Source organism: Azospirillum sp. VT-I1 (assembly GCF_055698305.1).
Genome location: NZ_CP168807.1, coordinates 81,355 through 107,383 on the forward strand (window position 1 = coordinate 81,355; position 26,029 = coordinate 107,383).

The window sequence follows — 26,029 nt, forward strand, 5'->3', positions numbered from 1 at the left end:
CAAGTGACAACTGATTGCCTTGGCATCGTTGTCACGAAATGAACACGGGATTTCCGTACGAAAGGATACATCCGAAAGGGTGAGACTACCTCCTTATTAAGTATTTGCGCCGTGAGATTGCCCTGTATCGGCAAGGCAATCCGGCAATGACAGACACGCAGCAGGCTTTCTACGTCGCGACCAACGGCAACGATTCCTGGTCGGGGCGTTTGGCGGCACCCAATGCCGACGGCACCGACGGTCCCTTCGCCACGCTGGAACGCGCGCAGGGCGCCATGCGGGCGACCGGCATCCGCGACACCTACGTGCGCGGCGGCACCTATGCCATGGCGCGCACGGTGACGCTGACCGGGGCCGACAACGGCGTCCGCATCATGGCCTTTCCGGGCGAGACGCCGGTGTTCAGCGGTGGCGAGCGGGTCGGCGGCTTCACCGCCATCGGCGGCGGGCTCTATGCCGCGGCGACCTCCGCGACGGGGCTGGACCTTTCCATCGGCGGGGTCCGGCAGAAGGTCGCGCAGACCGGCGACTGGAACGCCGGCGATCCCCGCTCCGGCTGGTCGGTCCTGGAGGCGGCCTCCGGCGGCGCCAGCCGGACCAGCCTGCGCGTCGGCGACGGCGACGGGGCGATGGCGGCGGTGCTGGCCGCCGGGGTCCAGCCCGGCACGATGGTCCAGACCTTCGACACCGAGCGGCTGTCCGACAACATCGTCGGCGTCGCCTCCACCGATGCCGGCAGCCGGACCATCAATCTTACCCAGGGCGCGAAATACGCCCTGCGCAGCGGCGGCACCTATCGCCTGCTGAACGACGACGCCTTCATCCGCGATGCCGGCGAGTTCGCCTGGCAGGCCGAGACCGGCCGGCTGGTGGTGAAGCCGCAGGACCCCGGCGCGCTGCTGGCCCAGGGGGCGGTGGTGGCGCGGCTGGGCACGCTGCTGTCGCTGAACGGGGCGAGCGGCGTCACCCTGCAGGGGCTGACCTTCGCCGACACCGCCTGGAACGGCTCGGCCCTGACGCTGACCAATGCGTCCGGCAACAGCATCGCCGGCAACCGCTTCGTCAATGCCGGCACCGCGATGACGCTGACCGGGTCGTCCGGCAACGCGATCGAGGCCAACCGGATGGAGCATCTGGGGGCGGGCGGCATCAAGCTCGCCTACGGCAGCAACGGCAACCGCGTCAGCGCCAACAGCATCGACGGCATCGGCGAGGTGCTGAAGGACGTCGCCGGCATCCAGCTCTACGGCACCAGCGGGACGCTGATCTCCGGCAACGACATCCGCAACAGCACGCGCTACGGCATCTCGATCAAGAACTGGGACGGCGCCACCGTCAACACCGACACGGTGGTGGAGTACAACCGCATCTACAACACGATGACCGAGACCGCCGACGGCGGCGCCATCGAGATGCTGGGGCGGTCCAACGTCGACACCCGCACGATCATCCGCGGCAACGACATCCGCAACGTCGGCGGGCTGGCGACCGACGGGTCGGGCTGGCTCGACCGCCACAAGAGCTTCGGCATCTATCTGGACGACATGGCCAACGGCGTCACCGTCCAGGACAACTTCATCCAGAACACCGGCTGGGCCAGCGTCTTCATCCATGGCGGCGATTCCAACTCCGTCACCAACAACTTCGCCGTCCTGTCCAACCCGCGCGAACGCTTCATCCGGCTGGAATGGGTGCCGAGCGCCGGCGCCATCGGCCTGCTCGCCAACAACAGCGTCACCAACAACGTCATCTCCTCCTCCACGGGGATGGATTACTGGGAGTTCTGGACCCCCGGCTCCTACAGCGTCACCGGCAACCTGCTGCAGGGGACGCGCGGGCTGAACGGCGGCGACAGGGTGTCGTCCGGGCTGTTCGTCAACCCGGCGGCCGGCGACTTCCGGCTCGGCAGCGGTGCGGCGGGGCTCGGTATCCGCGACCTGGATTGGGCGCGGATGGGCTCGGCGCCGCTGACGGTGCCGGGGATTCCCGCCCCCGGCGGCGGATCTGGGGGATCCGGGGGGCGGCTCTCCGGCGACCGGTACGGGCGGCGCGCCCGCCGCGGCCGGGCCGGCCTTCTCGCCGCTGGCCTACATCGCCTCCTATGCCGACCTGTCGGCGATCTTCGGCGCCAACGCCGCGGCCGGTGCGGCACATTACGCCGCCAGCGGCCGGGCAGAGGGACGGACGGTCAGCTTCGACCCGCTGGCCTACATCGCCTCCCACGGCGACCTGTCGGCGGTCTTCGGCACCAACGGCGATGCGGGTGCGGCCCATTACATCGCCAGCGGCCGGACGGAGGGGCGGGCGGTCAGTTTCGACCCGCTGGCCTATCTCGCCTCCTACGGTGACCTGTCGGCGATCTTCGGCACCGACCGGACGGCGGCGGCGATGCACTATATCGCCAGCGGCCGGGCCGAGGGGCGGACGGTCAGCTTCGACCCGCTGGCCTATCTCGCCTCCCATGGCGACCTGTCGGCGGTCTTCGGCACCGACCGGACGGCGGCGGCGATGCACTACATCGCCAGCGGCCGGGCCGAGGGTCGGACGGTCACCTTCAACCCGCTGTCCTATCTGGCGGCCAATGCCGACCTCGCCGCCGCCTTCGGCACCGACACCACCCGGGCCGGGCTGCATTACCTGGGCACCGGGCGGACGGAGGGACGAGCCACCGGCTTCAATGCCGCGGCCTATCTGGCGGCCAACGGCGACGTCGCCGCGGCCACCGGCGGCGACCTGACGGCGGCGATGCGGCATTACATCCAGAACGGCCGGCTGGAGGGCCGGGCGCTGAGCCCCGCCTCGGCACCCCGCGCCGCCGGGATGCGGCCGGAAAGCGCCATGCTGGCCGCATCCGGGATGGGATGAGAGTGCCCTCTCCCGCTTCGGGGTGAGGGAAACTGCTGCCCCCTCTGCCGCCTGACTGGGTGACAAGCCGGACGTGAGCCGTTAAAACGGCCCGTTCGGCGCCGCTGTCCCGCGGCACCCGGATTTCCATGCGGGGATGATGGCTCAGGCTCTTCTCGACACCCCCTTTTCCCGGCGGACCGAGCCCGGCCCGTTGGGCGAAGGCCCGGGCAAGCTTGGCGAAGGCCCGGGCAAGCCGGCCGGCCGGCGGTGGCCGCTGCTGGTCAAGCTGGCGGTGACGGTCGTGATCCTGGGCGCGCTCGCCGCCGGGGCCGACTGGCCGGGCATCGTCGCGCGCCTGTCGGCCGCCGACCCGTGGCTGTTCGCCGCCGGCTTCGCCGTGAAGGCGCTGACCCTGCCCTTCGCCTCGCAGCGGTGGCGGGCGGTCGGACGGGCCGCCGGATTCAAGCTGACCCGCTGGACCGCCTTCCGCCTGCAGATGGCCAGCGGCTTCCTGGGCCAGATCCTGCCGGGATCGGTCGGGGCCGACCTGCTGCGCGGCTGGTTCACCTGGCGGCTCGGCCACCCGGCCGGTCCGGTGATGCTGGCCCTGCTGGTCGACCGGCTGATGGCGCTGCTGGGCGTGGTGCTGATCGGGCTGGTCGGGCTGCCGCATCTGGCCGCGGTGGCGCCGCCGGCCGTCGCCGGCACCGTGCTGGCCGGTGCGCTGGTCCTGGCCGTCGCCATGGGCCTGCTGCTGCTGGCCGGCCGCATCCCGCGCGACCGGCTGCCGATCCCGAAGCGGTTGCGCGACGGGGCGCCGGTGCGGACCGCCTGGGGGGCGGTGGCGCAGCTGCGCGCCATGGCCGGCAACCCCGCCGCCTGGGCGGCGCTGGGCCACAGCGTCGGCGTCCATCTCGCCACCATCGCCGCCACCATCCTGTTCGCCCGCTCGGTCGGCCTGCCGCTCGGCTGGCTGGACGGGCTGGCCATCGTGCCGGCCGCCATCGTCGCCGCAGCCCTGCCCGTCTCGCTCGGCGGCTGGGGCGTGCGCGAGGGGGCGATGGTCGCCGGCTTCGCGCTGCTCGGCTTCGATGCCGACGCGGCGCTTCTGGTCTCGCTGCTGATCGGGCTGTCGATCGCCGTCCTGTCGCTGCCCGGCGGCCTGTTCTGGCTGCTGCTGCGCAACGAGACCGCCTCCCGGCCCGACTTGGACAGGCCCGCCATGGCCGCGCCTGATGCCCTTTCCACGGATTCCACCCGATGACCGACCAGCCCCTTCCGACGCTCGACCGGACCGCCGCCATGGATGCCGCCCCCGAGGCCATCACCCCGGAACCTGCCGCACCGCGCACCCTCTCCCCCGGCAGGAGCGCATCCGCGGGCTGTTCGACGCCATGGCCCCCCTGCGCGACCGCTGGGCCGAGCGCAACCGCGCCTTCCACGAGGCCGACCGCGCCTATCTGCGCTTCCTGATCCCGGAAGGGGCGACGGTGCTGGAGATCGGCTGCGGCGTCGGCGACACGCTGGCGGCGCTGAAGCCGGCGCGCGGCGTCGGCATCGACCTCAGCCCGGCGACCATCGCGGTGGCGAAGACGCGGCATCCGGAGCTGGAGCTGATCGCCGCCGACGCCGAGAACCCGGCGACCATCGACGCGATCGAGGGGCCGTTCAGCCACATCTTGCTGTCGGGCACCATCGGCTTCCTGGACGACATCGAGGAGACGCTGCGCCTGCTGCGCCGGGTCGCCGATCCCAAGACCCGCATCATCGTCAGCTATCACTCCCGCGTCTGGGAGCCGATCCTGTGGGCGGCGGAAAAGCTGGGAATGCGCATGCCGCAGGGCCAGCAGAACTGGCTGTCCACCAGCGACATCGTCAACCTGCTCGATCTGGCCGGCTGGGAGCCGGTGCGCCGCGAATGGCGCCAGCTGATCCCGAAGCGGCTGTTCGGGCTGGGCACGCTGGTCAACCGCTACATTGCGCCCCTGCCGGGCATCCGCCGGCTGTGCGTGCGCAACTATGTCGTCGCCCGGCCGCAGCCCACCGTCGAGGCGGTGACGGTGGACGGCAAGCCGGCCTCGGTCACCGTTCTGATCCCCTGCCGCAACGAGCGCGGCAACATCGAGAACGCCATCCGCCGCCTGCCCCGCTTCGCCCCCGACGTCGAGGTGATCTATGTCGAGGGTAACAGCCAGGACAACACCTACGAGGAATGCCTGCGCGTCCGCGACGCCTATCCCGACTGGGACATCAAGGTCATGAAGCAGCCCGGCAAGGGCAAGGGCGACGCGGTGCGCGCCGGATTCGCCGTGGCGCGCGGCGACATCCTGATCATCCTGGACGCCGACCTGACGGTGCCGCCGGAGACGATGGGGAAATTCTACCAGGCCATGGTGTCGGGGCGCGGCGAGTTCGTGAACGGTACGCGGCTGGTCTACCCGATGGCGCCGGAGGCGATGCGCTTCCTGAACTTCCTGGCCAACCGGGCCTTCGCGCGCATCTTCTCCTTCCTGCTGAACCAGCGCTTCACCGACACGCTGTGCGGCACCAAGGTTCTGTGGCGCAAGGATTACGAGACCATCGTCGCCAACCGTCATTACTTCGGCGATTTCGACCCCTTCGGCGATTTCGACCTGATCTTCGGCGCCGCCAAGCAGAACCTGAAGATCGTCGAGGTGCCGGTGCGCTACGCCGACCGCAGCTATGGCGAGACGCAGATCTCCCGCTTCACCCATGGCTGGCTGCTGGCCCGCATGGTGGTGTTCGCCTGGAAGAAGCTGAAGGCGTTCTGAGCCTTCAGCGCACCGTCGCCTTACCGCACCGTCGCCCTACCGCACCGTCGACAGGGCGATCTCGAAGGCCCGCCGGTTGATCGCCCAGGCTTCGAAGGCGCTGTCCTCGTCGGGGGAGAGCAGGATCAGGCAGACCGGCAGGCGGTGCGCATCCGCCCCCCGGCCTCGCTGAGCGCAATGCGGGCCGCAAGGATGGTCATGGAGGTCCCGCTCCGGCGCGCCTTGCGGCGGTGGAGGAGGATGCTGCGCTCCGCCGTCCGTTCCTCGGCGATCAGGTCGGCGTCGGCGGACAGGGTGAAGCCCTGGTTGGCCAGCTTGGCGAGCGTGGTCCGCTCGATCTCCGCGGCGGCGGCGAGGGACGCTTCGGCGGTCGCTTCCGCGGCGCCGAGCACCGCGATCAGGCTGCCGCGGCCGGTGGAGCCGTCCGGCCCGACATGGTCCAGCACCAGCGAGGCGCCGTCCGGCGGGGCGTCGCCGCCCGGCGTCTCCCGCCACAGGCCGGAGGCGAGGAAGCGGACGGCGTGCGTCCCCTTCAGCTCCGTCCACTCGAACCCCTCGGCGAAGGTCTGGCCGGTCGGCTCGGCCAGCCGGAAGCGCATGGCGGCGAGCAGGACGATCTCCTGCATCACCCGGTGGTCGGCCTGTCCACCTTGCGTCATGCGCCCGTCGATCAGGAACAGCAGGTCGCCGTCCTTCACCGTCAGCAGCCGGTGCAGGCGCAAGGCCCCGTTGTAGCGCCCGGCGGCGAGCGCGTCGCCCATCATGCCGGTCGGCGAAGGAGCCTGGCGGAAATCCAGCTCGCGGTAACCCTGGGAGCGCATCCAGGCGCGCAGCCAGTCCGCCCCATGCATCTCACGCGGCAGGAAGGCGGCCCAGACCACCAGTTCCACCCCCTCCGCAGCCCCCGGCGCGCCGGGCTCGCCCGGATGAAAGCGGGCCAGCGGGACGAGGGGAGCCTCCGGGCCGGGCGCGGCGGTGGCCGTCCGTTCGACCGCCCAGCCCCGCGGCAGGGCGATGGAGAAGCCGGTGCCCGCCGGCAGGCCGTCGCGGACCAGGACGTCCAGATAGGTTGCTTCGATCACCGGTCGCGGCGACAGCGGCGCCGTCAGCAGGGTCGGCAGTCTGGGGTCCATGCTCTACTCTCCCGTCGCGAGGCCGGCCGGACTCATGGCCCGGCGCTCCGTTCCCGGCCGGTGTAGCGGGGGCCGACGCTGAGGTCCACATCGGCCTTCAGGCCCAGCAGGGCCGCGGCCTCGCCCGCCAGCCCCATATGGTAGCGGCCGGTCTCCAGATCCTTGAAGGCATGGGCGGACGCCCCGGCCCCGACCGAACCGGCGGAGGCACCACCCTTGCCGCGCAGGCTGATCGTGTAGTCGGTGAAGGGGATCGGGATGTTGATCTCGCCCTTCAGGTCGCCGGATGCCGCCGCCGCACCGGCCTTGGCGCCCAGCGCAATGCCGGCCCGCCGCCCGTCGGAGCCGATCAGCCCGTCGGCCTTGGCCTCGGCCTGCATCAGCGAATATTCGCCGCCGCCCTCGGCCCAGGGGTTGTTCTTGTCGGTGCCGGCGAACAGCGTGCCTTCCTGCGAGACCATCACCGCCTTAGCGGAGGCGGTGCCGCCGATGCCGTGGACGATGCCGCCGGCGGCCTTCGCCTCGGCGGTCAAATTCTCCATCTTGTGGGAGCCGCCGACATAGCGGCTCCCGAGATGGCCGGCATGTTCCATCTTCACCATGCCGACGCCGACCTCGCCCTTGGCCTGCCCCAGCACGCCCTGGCGCTTGGCCTCGCCGTCGGCCATGGCGTAGAGGGCGCTGACATTGTCGTCGCCGCCCGCCCGCTTCAGGAAGAGCGGCTTCTTCGGGCACGGGGCGACCGGTGCGCCGGGCGGCGCGGGCGCCGCCGTCTGGGCGGCCGCCTGTCCGGCGCGGGCCGCGGCGGGGGCTGCCGGCGGGGCCGGCGGCGGCGCCACCACCAGCCGCTGGCCCGACGCGATCATGTTGGGGTTGGAGATGCCGTTCAGCCGCTGCAGCTCGGCCACGGTGGTGCCGTTGCGCCGGGCGATGGCGGACAGCGTCTCGCCGCGCTGGACGGTATGGACGGTCATCGCGCACCGCCGCGGGTTGCCGCCGTGGCCGCCGTTAGGGCGGCGGTGATCTGGTCGAGCCGCGCGTCGGCGTCGCCCGGTCCTTCCAACAGGGTGCCGAGCCACGCGAACTCCTCCCGCCGGGCGTGGTCCGCCGGGAAGGCCGCGAGGATGTGGACGTAACGGGTGATCTGCCGCTCGGTCTCCATGCCGTGGGCGGGAGCGGCGGCGAGCGCCGCCTCGATCCGGGCGGCGACCTCGCCGGCCGGGATCTCGGGCGCTTCCCGCGCCATCATCGCCGCGGCGGCGGCGCGCAGGCGGTCATGGAAGGCGTCGGCGCGCGCGGCGTGGAGCTGCCCCTGCTGGCGGTCGGAGATGCGCAGCATGGCTCAGCGTTCTCCCGGCCACAGGATGCCGGTCCAGACCAGCAGTGCTGCGACGCCGCCGGCGATCAGGAACAGCGCCATCAGGGTGAAGCCGGCGGTCTGCGCCTGATCCAGCGCGCGGTCGCGCAGGATGGCCTCGGCGATGGTGCCCTTGGCCTCGATCCGGGTGAAGAGGGCGCGCAGGCGGCCGATGAAACCGGTAACGAGCGCCGGGGCCGCGAGGCCGAGCATGCCGCCGCCCAACCCGACGAACAGCGTCTTGTAGGCCCGGCCGGCGAGGTCGCGGTTGCCGCCGAACAGCGGCAGCGTGCGCTCTCCCAAGATGGAAAGGCCGATCAGGGTCAGGAGGACGACGAACGCCGCGAGGAGCAGGCGTCCTTCGGTGGAGGACGGAAGCGGATCCATGACCCTTTGGAAGCCTTTGGCCGGTCGGGGTGAAAACGGGCAAGCGGGAGCTTCACAAAAGCAACCGCGCCTGTCCACTCCGTTCACCGTCCATACCATTCACCATTGCAGCGCCGTCAGGCGGGAACGATGGCCGACGGCATGGCGAGGGCCTGGTAGCTGTCGCGCTGCTCGGTCAGGCTCAGCAGCAGGTCGGTCAGGCTGTCGCGGGCGAAGCTGTCGGTGGTCGCCGCCAGCTTGCGGCGCACGACGCCGATGAACTCCTCCAGCACTTCCAGATGCAGGGTGGCGGAGGCGAGGACGTCCTTGGCGATGGGGGCGGCGATGGGGGCGGTCATGGTGGCGGTCTTTCGCGCAAAAGGGAGCGGAGGGGAAGCGGCAGGATCAGGCGGCGAGCGCGGTGACGGGCTGAACAGTCGCGAGCACGGCGCGGTAGGTTTCGCGCTGCTCGGTCAGGCCCGACAGCAGGTCGGTCAGGCTGTCGCGGGTGAATTCGCTGTCGGCGCCGTTCAGCTTCGACTGGGCGATGGCGATGAATTCATCGACAACATCCAGGTGCAGGGCGGCGGAATTGAAGATGTCGGCGGCGCAATCGGTCTTTGACATGGCGGCGATCCCTGTATTCGTGGCGTGGGCTTTTGCCCGTTCTGATGAGCTTATTGAGCCATCCGGCCAGTTAACGAGGTGTTAAGATCACCAATTGGTCCCAGGTCGATTGGTGATTACCACTTCCAAGAAAAACGCAACTAAACGCCGGTTCGCGATTTGGCGGTAGTGTTACTTCTTTTGATTGGAGGGGGTGGAAAACGCGGCCGTCCGCCGCTCAGCGCGCGCTGAGCATGCAGGTGCGGTCGGACGGCATGGGCAGGACCACCGGCTTGCCGTCGGCCCTGGTGCCGCGCACCTCGCGTCCGGCCGGTTTGCCGCCGCCGGCGGGCCGATCGACGATTTCGGGGTCGGATACCTGTCCGGCGACGGTCCATTGCCGGGTCTGCGGGTCCTGGCAGCGCAGCTCGTACCGGCCCTTCATCGGCTCGGCGGCGGCCGGGGATACGGCCGTGGCTGCAAGGACGCCGGCCAACAGCAGGGCGGCCATTGGAACGGAAAGGGCGAAGCGGGTCATCGGGCTTTTCCTCAACTGGCTGTGTCCGGGGAGTGGGGGCGGGACAGCGCCCGGGCGATGTCGGCCTGCCAGACCATGCTGACCAGCGCGATCTGGGTCAGCAGGTGCATCTCGCCGCGGCCGATGGCCTCCAGCAGTTCCGCCTGCGTCAGGAGCAGGATCTCGGTGTCCTCCAGGTCGTCGGAGATCCCGGCGGCGATCGGATCGGCGACCGGGCGGCAGCCGGTGGCGTGGAACATGTGCGACCAGGCCCCGCCCTGGTTGGCGTTGACGATGTAGGCGCCGAGGTCGGTCCAGCTCTCCGCCTCCATCCCCGTCTCCTCCATCAGCTCGCGCTTGGCCGCGGCCAGCGGTTCCTCGTCCGGCGACAGGTGGCCGCCGGGGAAGACCAGCCCGACCTTGCGCGGGCCGTGGCGGTACTGCCGGTAGGTGACGATCCGCCCGTCCGCCGTCTCGGCGAAGATGCAGGCGAAGGAGGGCTGGTCGAACTGGTAATAGTCGTCGATCCGCCGCCCGTCCGGCAGCTCCACCGTCTCCACCCGCACCTTCAGGAAGGGATCGGCATCGAGCAGCTCGCGGCTGCCCAGCACGGTCCAGGGGCGATGGAGGCGGTAGGGGCGGTGTCCGGGCATGAAAGGACCTGTGCTGCGATGGGGGCGTTCCGCGGCGGCGTGATCGCCGGGGGACAGGGCTACCAGCAGCCGTCCGCCCTCGTCCAGTCCCTCTCAGGGGGAGGGGTGAAAGGCTGCGGACACAATGCAGAAATGAATATCTTTTGGAGCTTGGTAACTTTTCGTTCGTGCCGCGCGGAAAATCTCCAATAGGAAGAAATTGTCAAAAATCGCCCGCCAATGGCGTGTAAAATGAAACAAGATGTGATCAGTTTCTATAGGGCATCTATTTTCATTGAGCCGCTTCGGCAAAATGCTTATCGGTTCATGATCCATTTCCATCAAGTTCCATGCAGACCGAAGTCAATTCCCCCATTCCGCGTCTGATCCATCAGACCTGGAAGACCCGTGACGTCCCTCCCCAGTTCCAGGCCCTTCAGCGCAGCTGGAGCGCGTGCAATCCCGGCTTCGCCTACCGGTTCTGGACCGACGAGGACATCGGGCGCTTCGTGGCGGAAGAGCATCCGGGATTGCTGCCGGTCTTTCAGGGCTATGCCGATCCGATCGCGCGCATCGATCTGGCGCGCTACCTGATCCTGCGCCGCTTCGGCGGGGTCTATGCCGACCTCGACTTCGAATGCCTGCGTCCGATCGACGGGCTGCTGGAGGGCCGGAGCTTCGTCGTCGGGCTGGAGCCGGAGGAGCATGGCCGGCTGGCCAAGGCGGCGGAGCGCGGGCTGCCGCGGATTCTCTGCCCGTCCTTCCTCGCCTCAGTGCCCGGCCATCCCTTCTGGGATCATCTGCTGTCCCGGCTGGTCGAGGCGCGGCACTGCGGCGACGTGCTGGACGCCACCGGCCCCTTCCTGCTGACCCGCGCCCACGCCGCCTATGAGGGGGCTCGGTATGGGGATGGCCCGGCGGCGGTGACGGTGCTGCCGCCGCAACTGCTCTACCCCGTCACCAAGGACGATTGCTGGAGCGGCCGTCTGTTCGATCTCGCCTTCTGGGAGCGGGCGACGCGCGACGCCTATGCCGTCCATTATTGGGAGGGGACATGGTTCCGCGGCGCGGCAGGGCGCGTCGCCGGCCCCGACGCCGGATTGCCCCGGCAGGTCGCGGCGGTGGTGACCGACGGGCGGCCGGAAGGCGAGCGCCCGACCGTGGCGAAGGCGGAGGAGCGGCCGCTGATCTCCTGCCTGATGGTCACCCGGGGGCGGAGCGGCCTGCCGAGGTTCGCCATCGAGGGATTCGCGCGCCAGACCTATCCGAACCGCGAACTGGTCGTCGTCTGCGACAGCCCGGCGCTGCCGCAGGACGACCCGCTGGACCGCGCCATCCGCGACGCCGCCTGCCCGAACATCCGCCTGATCCGGGTGGAGGCCGGCGGTTTGACGCTGGGCGAGCTGCGCAACATCGCCGTCGACCGGGCGGCCGGCCGCTATGTCTGCCAGTGGGACGACGACGACCTCTACGATCCCTGCCGGCTGGAGATGCAGCAGCGCGTGCTGGCCGCCGCCGGCGCCCAGGCCTGCCTGCTCGGCCGCTGGATGATCTGGTGGCCGGCGGAGAACCGGCTGGCGGTGTCCTGCGAACGGGATTGGGAAGGCTCGCTGCTGTGCGAGAAGGCGGTGATGCCCCGCTACCCCGCCCTTCGCCGCGGCGAGGACACGCCGGTGGTCGAGCAGCTGCGCCGCAGCGCCCGCGTCGTCCGCATGGACCTGCCGCGGCTCTACACCTACGTCGTCCATGGCGGCAACACCTTCACCGCCCCCCATTTCGAGGTTCACTGGCAGACCGCCGCCGCCCGCTTCGACGGCGACCGCTGCCGCGCGGTGCTGGAGGAGATGGGCAAGCGCCTGCCGGTGGAGGCCTGGCGCCGGGCCGTCACCGCCCCTGCCCCCGCCCCCGCCACCGCCGCGGCGCGGCAGGACAGCGTGCTGGTGCTCACCCCGGTGAAGGATGCCGCCGCCCATCTGCCGCGCTACCTGGAACTGCTCGGCCGGCTCGACCATGACCCGTCCCGCCTGTCGCTGGGCTTTCTGGAGGGGGACAGCCGCGACGGGACCCACGACTGGCTGGCCGGACGGCTGCCGGAGCTGCGGCAGCGCTACCGCCGGGTGACCCTGCTGCGCCATGACCACGGATTCCGGCCCGACGGCCCGCGCTGGGCGCCGGCGATCCAGCGGCGGCGGCGGGAGGTGCTGGCGCGTGCGCGCAACCGGCTGCTGTCCGGCGCGCTGGAGGACGAGGACTGGGTGCTGTGGCTCGACGCCGATCTGGTCGATTACCCGCCGGACCTGCTGGCGCGCCTGCTCGCCGCCGGGCGCGACATCGTCGTCCCCCATTGCGTCCTGCCCGACGGGCGGACCTTCGACCTCAACAGCTTCCGCCTGGAGGGGAGGACGGTGGGGGAGGAGGACCCGCGCCATCTGGCCGACGGCATCTTCCAGCCGCCGCGCGGGGCCGGGCGGCGCTATCTGGGCGATTTTGCCGGCGAGGAGGCCGTGCGGCTGGACGGGGTGGGCGGCACGGCCTTGCTGGTGCGTGCGGACCTTCACCGGGAGGGGCTGTGTTTCCCGCCCTACAGCCATCGCGGCTACATCGAGACCGAAGGGCTGGCGGTGATGGCGGGCGACATGGGCGTCACCGCCTGGGGCCTGCCGGACCTGCGTGTCGTCCATGCCGACCACTGACAGGCGAAGCATCATGTCGACCATCGAGCGTTCCGTCACCGGCGGTCCGGAGATCGCGGCCAGCATCGTCATCTGCACCCATCGGCGGCCGGAGCTGCTCGGCGCCTGCCTGGACAGCCTGATCGGGCAGCGGGTGGGCGGCGGTTCTCCGGATCCCGCCAATGGTGTTCGAGGGGCCCACGAGATCCTGGTGATCGACAACTCCGCCCTGGCGGAGGGACGGCCGGTCGTCGAGAGCCGGCAAGCGGCCTTCGCCCTGCGGGGCGTGCCGTTGCGCCATATCCTGGAGGTCCGGCCCGGCGTCGGCTTCGCCCGCAACCGCGGCGTGGCCGAGGCGGCGGGGGCGCTGATCGCCTTCATCGACGACGACGAGCGGGCCTGCGACGGGTGGCTGGAGCGGCTGCTGGAGCCGTTCCACCGGCTGGGCGATGCCGTCGACATCGTGGCCGGCGAGGTCGAGCCGGATTTCGGGGACGTACCCAGGCCGGACTGGCTGACCGACACCATGCTGCATCTCTTCTCGTGCCGTTGGGGGTGGGACAGCGAAGCCCGCTTCCTGCGCGAGGCGGAATGGTTCGGTGAAGGGAACTGCGCCTTCCGCAAGCGGCTGATGGACGGGCGCTCCTTCCCGACCGATCTGGGGCGCAAAGGAGACGGGCTGCTGGCGAACGAAGGCATGGTCTTCATGGAGATGCGCGGTGCGGGAGCCGCCGTCTACTATGTGCCGGCCGCCACGGTGTCCCACGTCATCCATCCGGACCGGCTGAACCGACGCTGGCTGATGCGGCGGATGTTCAATCAGGGGGTCTCCAACCGCCTGATGCAGCGCCGATCAGGACAGGCGGAACAGCGCTGCGACTTCAACGTCAATCTGGCCGATCTGGCCGCCATCGACGTCGACACCCTGGAAGGCGAGGGCCTGTGGGCGATGATCCGGCTGTATTACGAACTCGGCTACGCCTCGGCTCTGGCCATGAACTGAAGCGGCCGGGCTCCGGTGCCGTTATGCTGCCGGGGCACGTCGTCATCGTCCGCACCGTTGCCTTCGGCGCAGGAACGGACGGTCCTTTCAGGAAGCAGGGAGGCAGGGGAAAGCCGATGGCCATGACCGGAGTCGAACACCGCGTGCTGTACCGCGACCCGCGTTTCTACGCCTCATTTCCGTCGCTGACGGCGGGGCGGGACGGTTCGGTGCTGCTCGCCTTCCGGCGGGCGCGCGACCATCGCTGGCTGCGCGGGGCTGCGTTCCGGGCGGGAGAGGCCGGCTTCAACCATGTCGACCATCTCGATTCCCGTTCGCAGACCATCCTGCTGCGGCTCGGCCCCGATGCGGAACCGCTGGGGGAGGAAACCGCCCTGCCCGCCGACCCGCAGGCGGCCGACCAGGACGCCAGCCTGCTCACCTTGCGCGACGGCCGCATCCTGCTGACCGGCTTCCGCTGGTATCCGGTGCCGGCGGCCGAGGGAGAGGCGCTGCGCGCGCTGGGATTCGGCCTGGCGGGAAGCCCGCAGAAGACCGGCGACCTCTACCTGTTCTGGGGCGGCTACAGCCGGCACAGCGACGACGGCGGGCACAGCTGGACCCCGCACCGCGACCTGCCCCCCTGCCCGGCCATCCCGACATCGTGCCGGGCCAGCGGCCCTTCCATGGCGGTGCGGTGCGCGGCCGGGCGGTGGAGGCGCCGGACGGCACCATCCTGCAGACCGGCTACACCCACCACCCCTCCACCGGCACCTATGCCAGCCATCTCTTCGCCTCCACCGACCGGGGGGAGAGCTGGGTGCATCGGGCGATCATCGCCCTCGATCCCGAGGCCAAGGCCGGCTTCTGCGAGACGGCGCTGCATCTGGACGCCGACGGCGTGCTGCACGCCTTCCACCGCACCACCGGGCTGGACGACCATCTGGCGACCTCGCGCTCGACCGACCTGGGCCACAGCTGGGAGCCGTGGCGGCGCCATGCGGTGGTCGGCCATCCCCATGACGCCTGCCCGCTGCCGGACGGACGCCTGCTGCTGGTCGGCGGCTACCGCCATGCCCCCTACGGCGTGCGCGCCCGCCTCTACGACCCGCGCCGCCAGCAGCCGGACGAGGTGCCGGAGCTGGTGCTGCGCGACGACGGGCCGGCGCCGGACCTGGGCTATCCCTGGGCGGCGGCGCTGCCGGACGGCCGCGCCATGGTCGCCTATTACATCTGCGACGCCACCGGCTCGCGCGGGATCGAGGCGACGCTGTTCCGGCCGTGACCGGTGCTTGCACCCTGCGACCCGCTGTGCCCTGGACCGGCCGGCGGGGTGCGGGCTACCCTTCGGCCCCATGGAAAGCGCCCTCCCCTTCGTCGCCGCCAAGGCCGTCTCCGGCATCGACCCCGCCGCCTACCACGACCCGGAGATCTTCCGGGCGGAGGAGGAGCGGGTCTTCCGCCATGCCTGGGTCTTCGCCGGCTTCACCGACGAACTTGCCCGGCCCAACGACTATCTGACCCGGCGGATCGGCGGGCTGGACGTGCTGGTGCAGAATTTCGACGGGGAGCTGCGGGGCTTCCGCAACGTCTGCACCCACCGCTTCGCCATGATCCACCGGGCGCCGCGCGGCAACGGCATGCTGCGCTGCGGCTATCACGGCTGGACCTTCGACCGCGACGGCGTGCCCTACGGCATCCCCGGCAACGAGGCGAATTTCGGCCTGGACCGGGAGGGCCGCTGCGGCCGTGCCCTGACGCCGGTGGCGGTGGCGGTGTGCGGCCGCTTCGTCTTCCTGCGGGTGGCGGCGGAGGGGCCGGGTCTCGACGACTGGCTGGGCGTCTATGGCGACGTGCTGCGCCATGCCTCGGAGATCTTCGCCCGTCCCTTCGACGACCGGTCGATGGAGTGGGCCGCCAACTGGAAGATGGGGGTGGAGAGCGTTCTGGAGGTCTACCACGCCGACCTCACCCACCCGACGACCTTCCGCAAGCTGGTGAAGGGTGATTGGCGCTGTGATTACGACGGCGCCCACTCCCGCGGCGTGACCGGCGTGTCGGACCGGAGTGCGCGTTGGTGGGACGGCGTGTCGGAGCGGCTGGGCTTCCGCCCCAGCCCGATCCTGCGGGAATACGACCACCTGCACATCTTCCCCAACCTTGAGATCGGCTTCACCCGCGGTGCTGTGATGAGCGTCCAGACCTACGACCCGCTCGGCCCCGACCGCTGCAGGCTGGACCTCCGCCTGTTCCTGGCCGACCCCGACGGCGATGCCGGAAAGGGCGGTCCCGCCGCCCGGCGTCTGATCGAGGAGGGTGCCTGCGACCTCAACGTCGCCCTGCTGCGCGAGGACCAGGAGGCGTCGGAACTGGCCTTCCGGGGCTGCCGCCAGACGGATCGCCCTGCCCTGCTCGGCCTGAACGAGGAGCGCATCCAGCAGTTCCACGCGGTGTGGCAGGGGATGATGGAGGGCTGACGCGTTACGGCTGCTTTGCGGCCGGCTGGATGGTCTTGAACAGCCGTGCGTCGAAAGGAACGTCCTGGACATCGGTGAGCCGAAGTTTCCCCGCATCCGGGTGCAGCGGGTTGAGCAGGATATTGTGCACGTCGGGCATGATGGCGCTCGGCACCCGCAGCAGGGCCGATTGGCTGTTCGCCAGCCATGTATCGCCGACGGCGCGCGTCGCCTCCGTCCGCTCCCGCCAGTCGGAGGGCAGCGGTGGCGTATCCAAGGGCAGCAGCCCGTCCTCCACTACGATGGTCAGCAGGCGGTAGCGATCCGGCAAGGCGGCGGGCGAGGCGATTTCCTGATGGACCAGAATCTCGATCAGGGCGCCGGGGGGCGATTCGGCGAGATAGACGATGGGGCGTCCGCGATTGTGCCAGCGGGCGCCGGCGCGCAGGCCACCGACACCTTGCAGATCGGCATGGTTGCTGATCCGCCAGAGCCTCACGCGAAATAGCCCTCGTCGATCTGGATCAGGGCTTCTTCCACCAGACGGGCGCCGATGTCGGTATCGATCAGGGCGATGGCTGCCTCACCGTCGAAACGGCTGCGGGGGGTATGGAGCCAGGACAGCGCTTTGTCCCGGTTGCCGAACACCGCCTGGGCCAGGGCGACGATGCTGGCGGCGCGGTAGGCGCGCTCGCTCTCCTCCAAGGACAGCGCCTCCCCCTTCTGCCGACGGTGTTCCAGCGTGCGGCGGGGGATGATGCGGCCGAGTGTCCGCGCATCGAGCCCGGCGGCCTGCAGGGCGCCGACGGCTTGGGGAGACAGTCGGCGCCGCACCACCCGCAGCACATCAAGATCGTCGGCAGGTGGATGGTCCAGACCCAGGAGATCTGCAGCAAGCATCCGTTGGCGCTCTGCCAGAGCCGCCGGAGCCGGCGGGATCGCAGGCGAAGCGAAATTCTGCATGGCGGCTTCCCTTTGCGCAAATTGCCATGATCAATCTGGCATTTTGCGCAAAGGGGATCAAGCCCCCTCACATCCACTCCCGCCCGTCCATGTCCTGGTAGATGCGGAAGCGGTCGCGCACGGCCAGCCAGTCCTCGGCCAGCATTTCGAAGATGTGCAGGTCGATCTCCTGCCCGTCCTTCACCACCTGGCGCTTCAGCACGCCGACCGGGCGGTAGCCGATCATTGGCTGGCCTTTCAGCAAGCGGGGGCTGTTGGTGCCCAGGATGTGGTTCACCACCTTGCGCAGCCCCATGGTGAAGAAGACGTGGTTCAGCATGTAGGCGAAGTTCAGCGGAGCGGCTCCCATCCGCCCTGCCCGCTCGCCCATCAGCACGCCGACGGTGGCGATCTTCCAAGCGGGCTCGGTCACGGTGATGGAGACATGGCCGGCCGGCACGCCGTCGACGCAGAGGATGCGGTGGACATAGTCGTCGCGCTCCTTGCAGCGCCGCAGCCACGCTTTCTGCCGCTCCACGTCGTAGGGTACGGTCGTCAGCATCTGGCCGGCGATGTCGGGCCGGGTGCGCCAGTCGAGCAGCAGTTGGGCATGCTCCTCCGTCGGTTCGATGAAGCTCAGCGCGCCGCTCACGCCGTTTCTCCCGCCGGGGTTTCTCCCAGCTGCCGCAGCATCGCCTGATGGAAGTCGAGGATGCGGCGTTCGCGCCGGCCGTAGATGCCGGTGATGTGGGGAAGATCGGCGATGCCGGGCCGGCCCTGCTGCACCGCCTCGCAGACCGGGCGGTCCTCGGCGATCACGGTGCTGGCGGACTCGATCAGGTAGGCGGCGGTGGAGCGGTGGAAGGCCTGTTCGCGCGCCGTCTCCAGCCGGGTGGTGGGCAGGAACAGCTGCCACTGCAGGACCGAGGCGTCGGCGGTGACGGGATCGACCCGGTGCGGGATCACCGTGGCGCCGTAGAAGGTCGCCAGATAGAAGTTCGGGAAGATGAAGGTGTGGCGGTAGACGGGCTCGTCGGCAAAGCGGCGCATGCGCAGCTTGGCGTCCAGCTTCGCCCACCAGCCGGCGGTGCCGTCGGCCAGCAGCCAGCGGGAATCGCTGTTGGCGCCATGGCGTTCGGTGACGAGGCCGTTCTGCCAGTCGGGATGGACCGCGGGGTGGATGGTGTCGGGATGGACGGTCGAGCCGTGGAAATCGTCCATCGTGTTCTCGACCAGCGCCTTCCAGTTGGCCTGGAACGCGATGCCGACCGGTGGCTGCGGGTTCAGGCAGTTGGCCGACATCATCGCCAGCCGCTCGCCATAGGGCGCCAGATGCTGGGACAGGGTCGGCCCACCCTCTTGCGCCACGCGGGCGAAGACCAGGGTGCCGCAGCGGTCGATCTGCAGGGGCTGAACCTTCTCCCCGTCGCGGCAGACGCCGTCCATGGCCTCGCCGCCCATCGCCCCGCCGCGGCGCTGCAGTTCGAAGCGCAGCCCGGCCATCTCGGCGGTCAGGACGTTCGTGTCGTCGAACACGCCCATATAGAGCCAGCAGCGGCCGAAGACCCGCTCGCGCTCCCGGGCGAAGGCCTCCTCGGTCCAGAAATGGCTGTGGGGCAGGAAGGCGCCGGTCTCGGGGACGATGCTGTGGATGGGATGCGCGCTCATGCCGGCAGCTCCGCATCGGCGGTGGCGGGATAAAGGGTGACGGTGCGGGAGAAGCGCTGGTCGGCGCCGATTGGTGCGGCGCTGTGCAGCACAAGCGCACGGTCGGGCGCCAAGGCGATGCGCAGGTTGGCGGTCTCGATGCGCTCCCAATCGCCCTTCGGCTCCACCGTGTCGCCGCGCCGGGGGAAGGCGTCGGACAGGGCGGCCAGCCGGGCGAACAGGTCGCTTCCCAGATCCTCCTCCAGCGACGGGCCGTCCGTGGCCACCCGGACGAAGACCAGCCGGCCGCAGCGGGCCAGCGAGGCCGGGTGCAGGGCCAGCCGCCGGCGCCCCTCGGCCTCCAGCTGGAAGTCGGTCGGGTTGAAGGGCAGCCCCGCCGGCACGCCGTCGGCGTCGAAGCTCCAGCCGTGATAGGGGCAGCGCAGCGGGCCGCAGCCGGACGGCTCGCCATGGATCACGGCGAAGCGGTGGGTGCAGACGTTGCGGAAGGCGACCACCCGTCCCTTGATGTTCTGCGCCACCAGCGGCACCGCCCCCACCCGCGTGGTGACGAAGGCGTTGGGGGTGGCGAGGTCATCCTCCATGCAGAGGTGGAACCAGCGGCTTTCGGGGCGGGTTTCGGGGGAATCGTTCTGCATCGCGGGCCTCAGGCGGTGCGGCCGCCGTCCACCGTGACGATGGACCCGGTCATCCAGCGGCTGGTGTCGGCGAGCAGATAGGCGATCATGTGGGCGATGTCGTCGGGGTGGCCGAAACCCAGCGGCTGCAGCGTGCGCAGATGCTCGTACTGCTCGGCGGTCAGCTTCTGCTTGCCGCGCTCGATCAGCTCGGTCTCGACGATGGAGGGGACGACGCAGTTGACGCGGATGCCGTCGCTCAGCAGCTCCACCGCCAGTCCCTTGGTGGCGGCGATGATGCCGCCCTTGCTGGCGGCATAGACGACGTTGCCCGGCGAGGCCGCCGTCGCCGCGGTGGAGGAGATCAGCGCGATGGCCGCCCGCTCGGCATGGCAGCCCTTCTGCCGCAGCCCGCGGGCGAGTGCCAACGCGCTGCCCAGATTGGCCCGCATCACCTCGTCGAAGAAGGCGGCGGAGAAGATGCGGATCGGCCGCAGCGTCTGGATGCCGGCGCAGTGCGCGATGCCGTCGAAGGCGGCATCGTCGGCGCACAGCCCCTTCACCCAGCCCGGCACCGCTTCCAGATCCGATAGGTCGAAGGGGGCGATGGCATGGCCGTCGCCCTCCAGCTTGTCGGCTGTCCCGGCCAGCCGTTCCTCGTCGCGGCCGTTCAACACCAGCCTTGCGCCCAGCTTCGCCAGAACCACCGCCGTCGCCCGGCCGATCCCGGCCGACGCCCCGGTCACCAGGATGCGGCGGCCGGTCAGGTCCATGGGGTTGTAGGCGGCTGTCATGGCGGGAGAATCCTGGTTGGTGACGTATCGGGTGCGGACCATAGCACAGGCGTGTTCCGCCTCCGGCTGCGGCTTTTTCGATGGGCGGCGGATGGGGCTTGGCTGGGGATGCTCTGCGCCTTAATCGTCCGCAATCAAGGATCCGGAAACCAATCCGGCGCCACTCTGCGCTATGGTGTGGGCTATGGTGCCGGCCACCGATTTCCGAAGAGGCCCCCGCCGGGCCGTGAACACGCGAAGGACAGGACAGCCATGAAAGCCATCATCGACGGCATCCGGATCGCCGGTCTGCGCGCGGTGGTGCCGCCCCAGCGCCATTCCTTCGTCGAGGATCCCGGCCTGTTCACGGTGGAGGAGATGAAGAAGCTGGCCGCCACCATCGGCGTCCAGGAACGCCGCGTGCTGCCGCCGCCCTATTGCGCGTCGGACCTCTGCCTCGCCGCGGCGGAAGGGCTGATGGCGCAGCTGGGCTGGGACCCGGCGACGGTGGAGGTGCTGGTCTTCGTCTCGCAGGACGCCGATTACGTGCTGCCGGCGACCGCCTGCATCATGCAGCACAGGCTGGGGCTGCCGACCAGTGCGGCGGCCTTCGACGTGCCGCTGGGCTGCTCGGGCTATGTCTACGGCCTGTGGATCGCGGCGAAGCTGCTGGGCGGGTCGACGGCCAAACGGGCGCTGGTGCTGTGCGGCGACAACCCGACCCGCCACCTGCACCCGGAGGACCGGGCCACCCTGCCGCTGTTCGGCGATGCCGGATCGGCCACCGCGCTGGAGGTCGACGCGGCGGCCCCGCCGATTCCGGTGGTCATCGGCACCGACGGTTCCGGCGCACCGCACATCTTCGTCAAGGCCGGCGGCAAGCGCCATTGCCTGATCCCGCCGGTCGGCACCGCCGGACGGATCGCCGACGAGGCGGAGGCGGCGCAGCTGGAGCGCGATTCCCGCCTGACGCTGAACGGGGCGGAGGTGTTCTCCTTCACCCTGCGCGCCGTGCCGCCGCTGCTGCGCGAGGCGATGGAGCATGCCGGCACCGACGTCGAGGGCATCGACCGCTTCGTCCTGCACCAGGCCAACGCCTTCATGCTGGAGCATCTGCGCAAGCGCATCAAGGCGCCGGCGGAGAAGTTCATCATCGACATGCATGGCTTCGGCAACACCAGCTCCGCCTCCATCCCGCTGGCGATCTGCCACAGCATGGGGAGCCAGCTGGCGGCCGGGCCGGTGAAGACGCTGATGGCCGGCTTCGGGGTGGGCTGGTCCTGGGGTGCCATGGTGGCGGAGCTGGGAGCGATGCCGGAGCCGCAGGTGGTGGATTTGCCCGAGGGCTACCCGGTGCTGGCGGTGTAAAGGGCGGCTGGCTTGCTGCAGTCCAGTTTCCGGCATGTTAAATTAATGATTGGTTTACAATAATGGGCGTTTCCTGTCCGGTATGGCAATCTCCTTGGCTTGGGTGTCGCGATGACGTCGATCCGTCAAAGGCAACCTCAAGGTTATGTACTTCCTAGCGCATCAGCAGGAACTTCTTCTTTCTGGAAAATCTAATAACTACGGATGCCTGGGTGAGGTCATGATCATCAGCAGGACGCCTTTTCGAATTTCTTTCTTTGGTGGTGGGACTGACTACCCAGCGTGGTATAGCAATCACGGTGGCCGCGTCATTTCGACAACAATCGATAAATATTGTTATATTACATGCCGTAATTTGCCGCCTTTTTTCGACATCCGACATCGCGTTGTGTGGTCACATATCGAAGGTGTTCATTCCATTCATGAGATCCTTCATCCGGCGGTTCGGGAAGGACTGAAGTTCCTGGGATTTACCGACAATGCGGGAGTGGAGATTCATCATCAAGGCGACCTCCCGGCCCGAACCGGAATGGGGTCGAGTTCTTCCTTTGCGGTGGGGTTGATCCTGGCGCTCAAGGCTTTGCGCGGCGAGAGCATCGATCGCTGCGAGCTTGCGCGTCTGGCAATCGCATTGGAGCAGGAGCGGCTTGGCGATACGGTCGGGTCGCAAGACCAGATCGCGGCCGCTTACGGCGGCCTGAACACCATCGACTTTGCGACCGACGGGAGTTTTTCCGTCACGCCGCTTGCCATTCAGCCCTCCGTCCGTACCGGGCTGGAGCGGTCCCTGATGCTGTTCTACACGGGGTTATGCCGTTCCGCATCCAAGGTTGCAGCCGATGTCGTGGCCAATATTCCGGACCGTACCCTGGAACTTCACCGCATGCGGGCCCTGGTCGATGAGGCCGAGCAGTGCCTGATCCAGGGCGACACCGATGGCTTCGGCGCGCTTATGGATACGACCTGGCGCCTGAAGCGGCGACTGAGTCCTCTGGTCAGCAACTCCAACATCGATCTCATCTATGACCGGGCGAAGTCGGCGGGAGCGGTCGGCGGCAAGCTGCTGGGGGCCGGAACCTCCGGCTTCATGCTGTTCTACGTCCCCCCTGACCGACAGGAGGACGTGTGCGGCGAGTTGCGTGAACTGCTTCATGTGCCATTCCGCCTGGAGAATACGGGAGCAACCCTGCTCACCGGCTTGACTCATGAAGAGAGCTCTCCTCCGAGCATGCTGGAGCTTGCAAGCCTGACGGCATGAACCGGCTCTCACAGCACAGTGGAATGCGTTCCATCATATGAACGGGAAATGAAAATGCTGAAGGTTCAGGACACGGAACTCGATGACGTCAAGCTCATCTCTCCACCAACAAATTTCGAGGATTTCCGTGGAGAGTATGTAGAGATCTATAACGAAGAGATCTATAAATCTGCAGGGATATCCTATTCATTCTTCCAAGACGATATATCCGTCTCTTCGCAGAATGTTCTGCGAGGAATACATGGAGATAACAAGACGGCAAAGCTAGTTTCCTGCCTGCACGGGAAATTCTATCTGGTCGTCGTCAACAATATCCCGGACTCCCCGCAATACCGCCGTTGGACTGCGTTTACGCTGTCGGAGAAAAACCGGCTCCAGGTCTTGATTCCCCCTGGGTTCGGTAACGGCCATGTGGTTCTGTCGGAAACGGCGATGTTCCACTACAAGCAGACCACCTCATATGACCGCGCGAGCCAATTTACCTTGATGTGGAACGATCCGGGGCTTGGGATCTGGTGGCCGATCAAGAACCCCATCCTGTCCCGCCGTGACGAAGGGCTGGACTGAGAGCCGGACCGGCGGGCCGAAGCCGTCGAGCCGCTTCGGCTCCAAGCGGCTCCGCCTTGCGCTCCGGAGAAGGATTTTCTGAAAGGCGGATGGGACTTCCATGGCAGTTCTGGACAGGCGGAGCACCAAGGCCGGAACATTGGAGTGGCTTCGTGGACGGCTGAGGTCGGCCTACATCCTGCCCCAGCTTGATTTTACCCTTCGGGCCTGGCGCCTCGCCGGCAATCGCCTGCCAAGTGCGGTTGAAAAGGAGCTGGCGCACCCGCCATGGAACCATGCCCCGCTCATCGTCCGCAGCAGTGCCGTTGGAGAGGATCAGAACGAGCAATCCAATGCCGGACGCTATCTGTCCCTTGCTGGCGTCCGTGGACGGGATGCCGTGGAGACGGCCGCCTCCAGCGTCATCGCTTCTTACGGCGATGGCGACCCTGACGACGAGGTGCTGATCCAGCCCATGCTGGAAGACGTCGCCATGAGCGGCGTGGCGTTTTCCTGGGATCCCAACACCGGCGCCCCCTATCGGATCGTCAACTACGATCCTGTGACCGGCCGGACGGATTCGGTTACGGCCGGCGATGGCCGTATGCTGGAAACCTTCGTGTGCGTCCGCAACTCCCCGACGCAGCCCGAAGATCAAGGCTCGCCCGGATCCTCGGCTTGATGGACGAACTCGAAACGGTGATGGGCAACGATGCCCTCGACGTCGAGTTCGCATTCGACCATGGCGGCCAGCTCTATCTGTTCCAGGCGCGCCCGCTGGTGGTGCGGCGGACCATGGTGGATGCCCAAGCCGCCCATATGGCGCATCTGCAGGCCATTGCGCACAAGCTGGAAGGCGGGATGCGCCCGCACCCTTTCCTGAATGGACGCACCACCGTCTATGGGGTGATGCCCGACTGGAACCCGGCGGAGATCATCGGCATCAGGCCCAGGCCGCTGGCCTTGTCGCTCTACCGGAACATCGTCACCGATTCCGTCTGGGCCTATCAACGCGATAACTATGGGTACAAGAACCTTCGAAGCTTTCCTTTGATGCTTCATTTCTTCGGCTTGCCGTACATTGATGTTCGGGTAAGCTTTAACTCCTTTCTGCCAAAGGATATCGGAACCGATATGGCAGAGAGGTTGATAAATCATTACATAAACTGTCTGCTTGAAGCGCCCAGCCTTCACGACAAGGTGGAATTCAAGATCATATTTTCATGTTACTCCCTCGATATTGACGAACGGCTTCGGCAGCTTGAGAAATATGGCTTCACCCCGGAAGATTGCGGGACGTTGCGCGACAGCCTGAGGCGGCTGACCAACAGCATCATCGGCAGCGAAACCGGCCTGTGGCGACAGGATCTGGAGCGGCTCGACATCCTGCTCGAGCGTCGTCCGGCCATCCTATCCGGCGACCTTGACCCGGTTTCCCGGATCTATTGGCTTCTGGAAGACTGCAAGCGCTATGGGACCCTGCCGTTTGCAGGACTGGCGCGTGCCGGCTTCATTGCCGTGCAGTTGCTGCATTCCCTGGTCACCATCGGCGTTCTGTCCGATGGCGAGGTGTCTGCCTTCATGGAGGGGCTGAACACCGTCGGTTCCCGCCTGAGCCGGGATTTGGCAGAGCTTCCGCAGGAGGCGTTCCAGGCGAAATACGGCCATCTGCGGCCCGGGACCTACGACATCCTGTCTCCGCGTTATGACGAGGCCATGGAAAGCTATTTCGACGCATCCCGCCCGACCCGCGCCGATGGCGCCCGCCCTGCGGGGTTTGCGCTGTCCCTGATGCAGATGTCGGAGATCAAGCGCCTGCTGGCCGTCCACGGGCTGGACCATGACGTGGTCGGCTTGTTCGAATTTCTGAAAGCCGCGATCGAAGGCCGCGAATATGCGAAATTCGTCTTCACCCGGAATTTGAGCGACGCGATTTCCCTGGTCCGCGATCTTGGCGAGCAGCATGGCTTTTCTGCGGACGACATGTCCTATTTCAACATCGAGGCCATTGCCGAGATGCAGGCGTCCTGCACGCCGGTCCGCGACGTGATCACCCGCAGCGTCGAATCCGGACGTGCCCAGTTCGCAGCCGGTTCCAACATCCTGCTGCCGCCCTTGATCACCAGGCCGGATCAGGTGTGGATGCATCATGTGCCGCGCACCGAACCGAACTTCATCACCGCCAAATCGGCCATCGGGCCGGTCTGCAACGATCCTGCGACCGGTGATCTTGCCGGGACCATTGTCTTCATTCCCAGCGCCGATCCCGGTTTCGACTGGCTCTTCTCGCGCGGGATCGCCGGCTTCGTCACGGCCTATGGCGGAATGAACTCCCACATGGCGATCCGGGCCGGTGAACTCGGACTGCCGGCGGTGATCGGGGCCGGGGACAAATTGTTCCGGCGCTGGTCCCAGGTGCGCAAGGTTCGGTTGGATTGCGGCGCCCGGCGGGTGGATCTGCTGTAACCTGCGGAGAAGTGGCTTGGCGATTGTTGTA

28 protein-coding genes are annotated in these 26,029 nt (G+C 68.3%); 13 read left to right on the top strand and 15 right to left on the bottom strand.

The window, feature by feature from the left end:
- The first annotated feature begins 146 nt into the window (after nucleotides 1–146).
- The 4 genes from AB8P05_RS31530 (at nucleotide 147) to AB8P05_RS31545 (ending at nucleotide 5,639) form a co-directional block, all read left to right on the top strand.
- The gene (locus AB8P05_RS31530) at nucleotides 147–2,348 is read left to right on the top strand and encodes a right-handed parallel beta-helix repeat-containing protein (RefSeq protein ID WP_472762159.1); all 2,202 of its coding nucleotides are present in this window, start codon (nucleotides 147–149) and stop codon (nucleotides 2,346–2,348) included.
- A gap of 40 nt (nucleotides 2,349–2,388) precedes the next feature.
- A complete protein-coding gene (locus tag AB8P05_RS31535) occupies nucleotides 2,389–2,865 on the top strand; it encodes a hypothetical protein (RefSeq protein WP_472762160.1) in 477 nt (158 codons plus the stop codon).
- Between the two features lie 136 nt (nucleotides 2,866–3,001).
- Nucleotides 3,002–4,111 carry a lysylphosphatidylglycerol synthase transmembrane domain-containing protein gene (locus AB8P05_RS31540; RefSeq protein WP_472762161.1) on the top strand — a complete coding sequence of 370 codons (1,110 nt, stop codon included), beginning with the start codon at nucleotides 3,002–3,004 and terminating at the stop codon, nucleotides 4,109–4,111.
- 130 nt (nucleotides 4,112–4,241) lie between these two features.
- Entirely contained in the window at nucleotides 4,242–5,639 is a 1,398-nt protein-coding gene (locus tag AB8P05_RS31545; RefSeq protein ID WP_472762162.1) for a glycosyltransferase, read from the top strand.
- Between the two features lie 125 nt (nucleotides 5,640–5,764).
- Here AB8P05_RS31545 and AB8P05_RS31550 read toward each other — a convergent pair whose 3' ends face one another.
- From AB8P05_RS31550 to AB8P05_RS31585, 8 genes are all read right to left on the bottom strand, one after another.
- A complete protein-coding gene (locus AB8P05_RS31550) occupies nucleotides 5,765–6,772 on the bottom strand; it encodes a hypothetical protein (RefSeq protein ID WP_472762163.1) in 1,008 nt (335 codons plus the stop codon).
- A 32-nt stretch (nucleotides 6,773–6,804) separates the two neighbouring features.
- Entirely contained in the window at nucleotides 6,805–7,746 is a 942-nt protein-coding gene (locus AB8P05_RS31555; RefSeq protein ID WP_472762164.1) for a LysM peptidoglycan-binding domain-containing protein, read from the bottom strand.
- The gene (locus AB8P05_RS31560) at nucleotides 7,743–8,111 is read right to left on the bottom strand and encodes a hypothetical protein (protein WP_472762165.1); all 369 of its coding nucleotides are present in this window, start codon (nucleotides 8,109–8,111) and stop codon (nucleotides 7,743–7,745) included. Before AB8P05_RS31560 ends, AB8P05_RS31555 begins: the two co-directional genes overlap by 4 nt.
- A 3-nt stretch (nucleotides 8,112–8,114) precedes the next feature.
- On the bottom strand, nucleotides 8,115–8,516 hold the full coding sequence (locus AB8P05_RS31565; protein ID WP_472762166.1) for a hypothetical protein: 402 nt from the start codon (nucleotides 8,514–8,516) through the stop codon (nucleotides 8,115–8,117).
- 116 nt (nucleotides 8,517–8,632) lie between these two features.
- The gene (locus AB8P05_RS31570) at nucleotides 8,633–8,854 is read right to left on the bottom strand and encodes a hypothetical protein (RefSeq protein ID WP_455176120.1); all 222 of its coding nucleotides are present in this window, start codon (nucleotides 8,852–8,854) and stop codon (nucleotides 8,633–8,635) included.
- A 46-nt stretch (nucleotides 8,855–8,900) separates the two neighbouring features.
- Nucleotides 8,901–9,122 carry a hypothetical protein gene (locus AB8P05_RS31575; protein WP_455176119.1) on the bottom strand — a complete coding sequence of 74 codons (222 nt, stop codon included), beginning with the start codon at nucleotides 9,120–9,122 and terminating at the stop codon, nucleotides 8,901–8,903.
- A 217-nt stretch (nucleotides 9,123–9,339) separates the two neighbouring features.
- Nucleotides 9,340–9,639 (bottom strand): hypothetical protein, encoded by a 300-nt coding sequence (locus AB8P05_RS31580; RefSeq protein ID WP_472762167.1) that lies wholly within the window; start codon nucleotides 9,637–9,639, stop codon nucleotides 9,340–9,342.
- 11 nt (nucleotides 9,640–9,650) lie between these two features.
- On the bottom strand, nucleotides 9,651–10,271 hold the full coding sequence (locus AB8P05_RS31585; protein ID WP_472762168.1) for an NUDIX hydrolase: 621 nt from the start codon (nucleotides 10,269–10,271) through the stop codon (nucleotides 9,651–9,653).
- 329 nt (nucleotides 10,272–10,600) lie between these two features.
- On the opposite strand from AB8P05_RS31585, the gene AB8P05_RS31590 reads away from it, so the two are divergent.
- Nucleotides 10,601–12,943 carry a glycosyltransferase gene (locus AB8P05_RS31590; protein ID WP_472762169.1) on the top strand — a complete coding sequence of 781 codons (2,343 nt, stop codon included), beginning with the start codon at nucleotides 10,601–10,603 and terminating at the stop codon, nucleotides 12,941–12,943.
- A gap of 13 nt (nucleotides 12,944–12,956) precedes the next feature.
- A complete protein-coding gene (locus tag AB8P05_RS31595) occupies nucleotides 12,957–13,925 on the top strand; it encodes a glycosyltransferase family 2 protein (RefSeq protein WP_472762170.1) in 969 nt (322 codons plus the stop codon).
- A gap of 173 nt (nucleotides 13,926–14,098) precedes the next feature.
- On the opposite strand, the gene AB8P05_RS31600 is transcribed toward AB8P05_RS31595, so the two are convergent.
- Nucleotides 14,099–14,518: a hypothetical protein gene (locus AB8P05_RS31600; protein WP_472762171.1), complete on the bottom strand. Its 420-nt coding sequence runs from the start codon at nucleotides 14,516–14,518 to the stop codon at nucleotides 14,099–14,101.
- 50 nt (nucleotides 14,519–14,568) lie between these two features.
- Between AB8P05_RS31600 and AB8P05_RS31605 the strand changes: the two genes are divergently transcribed.
- Both AB8P05_RS31605 and AB8P05_RS31610 read left to right on the top strand, forming a co-directional pair.
- Entirely contained in the window at nucleotides 14,569–15,189 is a 621-nt protein-coding gene (locus AB8P05_RS31605; RefSeq protein ID WP_472762172.1) for a sialidase family protein, read from the top strand.
- Nucleotides 15,190–15,259: 70 nt separating this feature from the next.
- A complete protein-coding gene (locus AB8P05_RS31610; protein ID WP_472762173.1) occupies nucleotides 15,260–16,381 on the top strand; it encodes an aromatic ring-hydroxylating oxygenase subunit alpha in 1,122 nt (373 codons plus the stop codon).
- 4 nt (nucleotides 16,382–16,385) lie between these two features.
- Here the strand turns inward: AB8P05_RS31610 and AB8P05_RS31615 are convergent, their stop codons facing one another.
- The 6 genes from AB8P05_RS31615 to AB8P05_RS31640 form a co-directional block, all read right to left on the bottom strand.
- Entirely contained in the window at nucleotides 16,386–16,859 is a 474-nt protein-coding gene (locus tag AB8P05_RS31615; RefSeq protein WP_472762174.1) for an RES family NAD+ phosphorylase, read from the bottom strand.
- Entirely contained in the window at nucleotides 16,856–17,260 is a 405-nt protein-coding gene (locus AB8P05_RS31620; protein WP_472762175.1) for an antitoxin Xre/MbcA/ParS toxin-binding domain-containing protein, read from the bottom strand. The genes AB8P05_RS31615 and AB8P05_RS31620 overlap by 4 nt, the downstream gene beginning before the upstream one ends.
- A 130-nt stretch (nucleotides 17,261–17,390) precedes the next feature.
- Complete coding sequence (locus AB8P05_RS31625; RefSeq protein WP_472762176.1) at nucleotides 17,391–17,954, bottom strand: GNAT family N-acetyltransferase; 564 nt, start codon at nucleotides 17,952–17,954, stop codon at nucleotides 17,391–17,393.
- The gene (locus AB8P05_RS31630) at nucleotides 17,951–18,970 is read right to left on the bottom strand and encodes an RHO alpha subunit C-terminal catalytic domain-containing protein (protein ID WP_472762177.1); all 1,020 of its coding nucleotides are present in this window, start codon (nucleotides 18,968–18,970) and stop codon (nucleotides 17,951–17,953) included. The genes AB8P05_RS31625 and AB8P05_RS31630 overlap by 4 nt, the downstream gene beginning before the upstream one ends.
- Nucleotides 18,967–19,608, bottom strand: a complete 642-nt coding sequence (locus AB8P05_RS31635) for a Rieske 2Fe-2S domain-containing protein (protein ID WP_472762178.1) — start codon at nucleotides 19,606–19,608, stop codon at nucleotides 18,967–18,969. Before AB8P05_RS31635 ends, AB8P05_RS31630 begins: the two co-directional genes overlap by 4 nt.
- Nucleotides 19,609–19,616: 8 nt before the next feature.
- Entirely contained in the window at nucleotides 19,617–20,381 is a 765-nt protein-coding gene (locus AB8P05_RS31640; protein ID WP_472762179.1) for an SDR family NAD(P)-dependent oxidoreductase, read from the bottom strand.
- A 252-nt stretch (nucleotides 20,382–20,633) separates the two neighbouring features.
- Between AB8P05_RS31640 and AB8P05_RS31645 the strand changes: the two genes are divergently transcribed.
- The 5 genes from AB8P05_RS31645 (at nucleotide 20,634) to AB8P05_RS31665 (ending at nucleotide 25,998) form a co-directional block, all read left to right on the top strand.
- Nucleotides 20,634–21,728, top strand: a complete 1,095-nt coding sequence (locus AB8P05_RS31645) for a 3-oxoacyl-ACP synthase III family protein (protein ID WP_472762180.1) — start codon at nucleotides 20,634–20,636, stop codon at nucleotides 21,726–21,728.
- A gap of 220 nt (nucleotides 21,729–21,948) precedes the next feature.
- Complete coding sequence (locus AB8P05_RS31650) at nucleotides 21,949–22,986, top strand: GHMP family kinase ATP-binding protein (protein WP_472762181.1); 1,038 nt, start codon at nucleotides 21,949–21,951, stop codon at nucleotides 22,984–22,986.
- Between the two features lie 54 nt (nucleotides 22,987–23,040).
- Nucleotides 23,041–23,553 carry a dTDP-4-dehydrorhamnose 3,5-epimerase gene (gene rfbC, locus AB8P05_RS31655; protein WP_472762182.1) on the top strand — a complete coding sequence of 171 codons (513 nt, stop codon included), beginning with the start codon at nucleotides 23,041–23,043 and terminating at the stop codon, nucleotides 23,551–23,553.
- Between the two features lie 100 nt (nucleotides 23,554–23,653).
- Nucleotides 23,654–24,214 carry a PEP/pyruvate-binding domain-containing protein gene (locus AB8P05_RS31660; protein WP_472762183.1) on the top strand — a complete coding sequence of 187 codons (561 nt, stop codon included), beginning with the start codon at nucleotides 23,654–23,656 and terminating at the stop codon, nucleotides 24,212–24,214.
- Nucleotides 24,214–25,998, top strand: coding sequence for a PEP-utilizing enzyme (locus AB8P05_RS31665; RefSeq protein WP_472762184.1), 1,785 nt, complete (start codon nucleotides 24,214–24,216; stop codon nucleotides 25,996–25,998). Before AB8P05_RS31660 ends, AB8P05_RS31665 begins: the two co-directional genes overlap by 1 nt.
- Nucleotides 25,999–26,029 lie beyond the last annotated feature (31 nt).

Coding starts and splice junctions, on each gene's coding strand:
- AB8P05_RS31530 (WP_472762159.1), top strand. CDS start 147: ATGACAGACACGCAGCAGGCTTTCTACGTCGCGACCAACGGCAACGAT.
- AB8P05_RS31535 (WP_472762160.1), top strand. CDS start 2,389: ATGCACTATATCGCCAGCGGCCGGGCCGAGGGGCGGACGGTCAGCTTC.
- AB8P05_RS31540 (WP_472762161.1), top strand. CDS start 3,002: ATGATGGCTCAGGCTCTTCTCGACACCCCCTTTTCCCGGCGGACCGAG.
- AB8P05_RS31545 (WP_472762162.1), top strand. CDS start 4,242: ATGGCCCCCCTGCGCGACCGCTGGGCCGAGCGCAACCGCGCCTTCCAC.
- AB8P05_RS31550 (WP_472762163.1), bottom strand. CDS start 6,772: ATGGACCCCAGACTGCCGACCCTGCTGACGGCGCCGCTGTCGCCGCGA.
- AB8P05_RS31555 (WP_472762164.1), bottom strand. CDS start 7,746: ATGACCGTCCATACCGTCCAGCGCGGCGAGACGCTGTCCGCCATCGCC.
- AB8P05_RS31560 (WP_472762165.1), bottom strand. CDS start 8,111: ATGCTGCGCATCTCCGACCGCCAGCAGGGGCAGCTCCACGCCGCGCGC.
- AB8P05_RS31565 (WP_472762166.1), bottom strand. CDS start 8,516: ATGGATCCGCTTCCGTCCTCCACCGAAGGACGCCTGCTCCTCGCGGCG.
- AB8P05_RS31570 (WP_455176120.1), bottom strand. CDS start 8,854: ATGACCGCCCCCATCGCCGCCCCCATCGCCAAGGACGTCCTCGCCTCC.
- AB8P05_RS31575 (WP_455176119.1), bottom strand. CDS start 9,122: ATGTCAAAGACCGATTGCGCCGCCGACATCTTCAATTCCGCCGCCCTG.
- AB8P05_RS31580 (WP_472762167.1), bottom strand. CDS start 9,639: ATGACCCGCTTCGCCCTTTCCGTTCCAATGGCCGCCCTGCTGTTGGCC.
- AB8P05_RS31585 (WP_472762168.1), bottom strand. CDS start 10,271: ATGCCCGGACACCGCCCCTACCGCCTCCATCGCCCCTGGACCGTGCTG.
- AB8P05_RS31590 (WP_472762169.1), top strand. CDS start 10,601: ATGCAGACCGAAGTCAATTCCCCCATTCCGCGTCTGATCCATCAGACC.
- AB8P05_RS31595 (WP_472762170.1), top strand. CDS start 12,957: ATGTCGACCATCGAGCGTTCCGTCACCGGCGGTCCGGAGATCGCGGCC.
- AB8P05_RS31610 (WP_472762173.1), top strand. CDS start 15,260: ATGGAAAGCGCCCTCCCCTTCGTCGCCGCCAAGGCCGTCTCCGGCATC.
- AB8P05_RS31620 (WP_472762175.1), bottom strand. CDS start 17,260: ATGCTTGCTGCAGATCTCCTGGGTCTGGACCATCCACCTGCCGACGAT.
- AB8P05_RS31630 (WP_472762177.1), bottom strand. CDS start 18,970: ATGAGCGCGCATCCCATCCACAGCATCGTCCCCGAGACCGGCGCCTTC.
- AB8P05_RS31635 (WP_472762178.1), bottom strand. CDS start 19,608: ATGCAGAACGATTCCCCCGAAACCCGCCCCGAAAGCCGCTGGTTCCAC.
- AB8P05_RS31640 (WP_472762179.1), bottom strand. CDS start 20,381: ATGACAGCCGCCTACAACCCCATGGACCTGACCGGCCGCCGCATCCTG.
- AB8P05_RS31645 (WP_472762180.1), top strand. CDS start 20,634: ATGAAAGCCATCATCGACGGCATCCGGATCGCCGGTCTGCGCGCGGTG.
- AB8P05_RS31650 (WP_472762181.1), top strand. CDS start 21,949: ATGATCATCAGCAGGACGCCTTTTCGAATTTCTTTCTTTGGTGGTGGG.
- rfbC (WP_472762182.1), top strand. CDS start 23,041: ATGCTGAAGGTTCAGGACACGGAACTCGATGACGTCAAGCTCATCTCT.
- AB8P05_RS31660 (WP_472762183.1), top strand. CDS start 23,654: ATGGCAGTTCTGGACAGGCGGAGCACCAAGGCCGGAACATTGGAGTGG.
- AB8P05_RS31665 (WP_472762184.1), top strand. CDS start 24,214: ATGGACGAACTCGAAACGGTGATGGGCAACGATGCCCTCGACGTCGAG.